The 2,387-nt window shown below is 51.2% G+C and carries 3 protein-coding genes; 2 read left to right on the plus strand and 1 reads right to left on the minus strand.

Annotated elements, in window-relative coordinates:
• On the plus strand, positions 1-190 hold a 190-nt coding region (locus tag D5S03_RS05260), incomplete at its 5' end, for a hypothetical protein (protein ID WP_287042887.1).
• Between the two features lie 3 nt (positions 191-193).
• Here D5S03_RS05260 and D5S03_RS05265 read toward each other — a convergent pair.
• Positions 194-859, minus strand: coding sequence for a YkgJ family cysteine cluster protein (locus tag D5S03_RS05265; protein WP_287042888.1), 666 nt, complete (start codon positions 857-859; stop codon positions 194-196).
• A 323-nt stretch (positions 860-1,182) separates the two neighbouring features.
• On the opposite strand from D5S03_RS05265, the gene D5S03_RS05270 reads away from it, so the two are divergent.
• Complete coding sequence (locus tag D5S03_RS05270; protein WP_008870658.1) at positions 1,183-2,022, plus strand: M23 family metallopeptidase; 840 nt, start codon at positions 1,183-1,185, stop codon at positions 2,020-2,022.
• Positions 2,023-2,387 lie beyond the last annotated feature (365 nt).

Genomic DNA, 2,387 nt, shown 5'->3' on the forward strand with positions numbered 1-2,387 from the left:
GATAGTGGACCGGGTCTCAACGCCGCAAATTGCCGAAGCCGGCCTTGATGTACTCTACCAGGTCCAGTGGATTTTTAGAAGGGTAGAGAAGGGAGGCTTTTCCAGGGACTCCATCCAGGCTATGGCCGAGGCCGGGGAAGACCTTGCCCGTATGGCCAGGGACAGGGCGGATGAGCTGGTGGAGGAGTGATTGTCATATTTTGCCGTCTGGATTTAGTTTCAGGAAATCCCTTAGAGGGCGGACCAGGTCCTTCAGGGGACGGCCAAAATAGAAGAGCATGTCCTCTTCATGAGCCCCGGTTTTTTCCTGAAAGCCCTGCCGAAAGGAATCGTCAAAAGCCAGGAGGCTGTTTATTTCTTCACGCAGCGTCCCGGGGGCGTTTATTTCCTGTTGCAGCATGTAAGATAGTTCTGTAACAGGGCATTTCTCCTCGTGCATGCAGATGAGCTCGTCCATGGCCGAGCCTTTGGGAAATATATCCGCCCTGGTGAGGCGGTTTTTCTGGTAGTAGTTCATCAGGGGGTCAGGGTTCCAGCATTCCAGGAGGCTGCACTCCATGGGCCTGGAACCGTAAATGCTGCAATGCCCGGAATGCTGGTCCAGGAACAGACATCCCCGGTGACCGGCATTTGCTGACCTGATTTTGATCATTTCCCTGCCCAGGAGCACGGGAGTGCCCATGACATTGTCCAGGGCCGGTTCTCCCCTGCGGTATAGAATCAGGGTGTTTCGGCCGAGGCTTTTTCCGGTTATAAGGGGGAGATCTTCCTGATGCAGGGCCGGGCTGTTTCTGCGGCAGCACTGGCCGCATTTGATGCACTTGCTCCGGGTATGTTCGCTTTTGTTGCCGTATTGCATGGCTTTGACCATTATCCGTTATGATCACGGATTGTCAAATTGTATACAAATGTCAATCATGTCAGTGACTTAATCCTGAAACCATGTCACAAAAAACAAGAAAGTTTGAACCACGAAGGCACAAAGGACACAAAGGAAGAAAGCACAAAGGGTTTTTCATTTGCCGGGAAAACGGCAAATGAAAAGGCATCCTTTTTGAAAACCGTTTCCCGGTTTTCAAAAAATACCCTCCTTACTGTCTTAAACTTTGTGATCTTCGTGTCTTTGTGGTTCAATAATCTTCTTATTTGGGTTGCGGACATGGCCCGCGTTAGGATGAGCAAATGATCAGGAAAATTCTCTTTTCCCTGCTGCTGATTTTTTTCTGGGCTATGCCGGTTTATGCCCTGGATGTACAGGTCCCCTCTGAAGTCGGCCGGGGTGAACCTTTCTGGGTGGATATCAGTTCTGATGATAAGCCGGCGGGAATAAAGGTCGCCTGGATGGACAGGGAGTTTGCAGTTCCCGTGGATCTGCCCGGGGAGCAGAGGGTGCTTCTTGGTGCCGGACTGGATAAAACAGGAGAACATGAACTGAGCCTGGTGTTTGACCTGGATGGAGAAAGCCTGGAAAAGACTTTTAAAATATCTGTAAAGGACAAGGATTACCCGGAGCAGCACCTGAGCCTGCCCGAGGAGATGGTTACCCCTCCCCAGGAGGTCCATGACCGCATCGCCCGGGACAGAGAGCAGATCCGCTCCGCCCTTAGCACCCTGACCATGGACAGGTACTGGGAAGAAGATTTTAAAGAGCCTGTTCCGGGAGACGTCAGTTCTCCATTCGGCGTTCAGAGGTTTTTAAACGGCCAGCCCAGGTCCGCGCACCAGGGAGTGGACTTCAGGGGACCTGAAGGCACGCCGGTAAAGGCCGTAACAGACGGCAGGGTGGTGCTCACCGGTGACTTTTATTACGGAGGGAAGACGGTTATCCTGGATCACGGCCAGGGCATCCATTCTCTTTACATGCATTTGAGCAGCATTGATGTGCAGGAGGATGTCTTTGTATCCCAGGGTGAGAAAGTAGGAGAAGTGGGCATGACCGGCAGGGCTACCGGCCCTCATCTGCATCTCGGGGTTTATGTGCTGGGAGATGCAGTGGATCCCATGTATCTTCTGGACAGGTGATTTATTTTCACCTCGGCGGCTGTTAGAATGGTGGCGGTTATCCCCTTAATCCATAGTAATTATTCACCATGGTCCGGGGACTTTGCAAACAGGACGTAAAAACTCACTCCAAGGAAGCGTAAATCAAAACCTACACACTGGTTTGATAGCCAGGATCTATTCTGTAACATGCATTGAATCAGGTTTGGTGTTTTACGGTTTTGATTAATCACGCCAAAGGCGTGACTACGCGTCCTTTATACAGTTTACGCCCAGTTTGCAAAGCCCCCGGACCATGAATCCGCAACCAGACGCTTAGATTATCCAGCTGAAGCAGATGGGGTGAATAATTACAGTCCATAATCCTTTTTCGATATCGACGTCGA

The sequence above is a fragment of the Desulfonatronospira sp. MSAO_Bac3 genome (assembly GCF_003838035.1).
Classification (GTDB): domain Bacteria; phylum Desulfobacterota; class Desulfovibrionia; order Desulfovibrionales; family Desulfonatronovibrionaceae; genus Desulfonatronospira; species Desulfonatronospira thiodismutans.

Coding starts and splice junctions, on each gene's coding strand:
- D5S03_RS05265 (WP_287042888.1), bottom strand. CDS start 859: ATGCAATACGGCAACAAAAGCGAACATACCCGGAGCAAGTGCATCAAA.
- D5S03_RS05270 (WP_008870658.1), top strand. CDS start 1,183: ATGATCAGGAAAATTCTCTTTTCCCTGCTGCTGATTTTTTTCTGGGCT.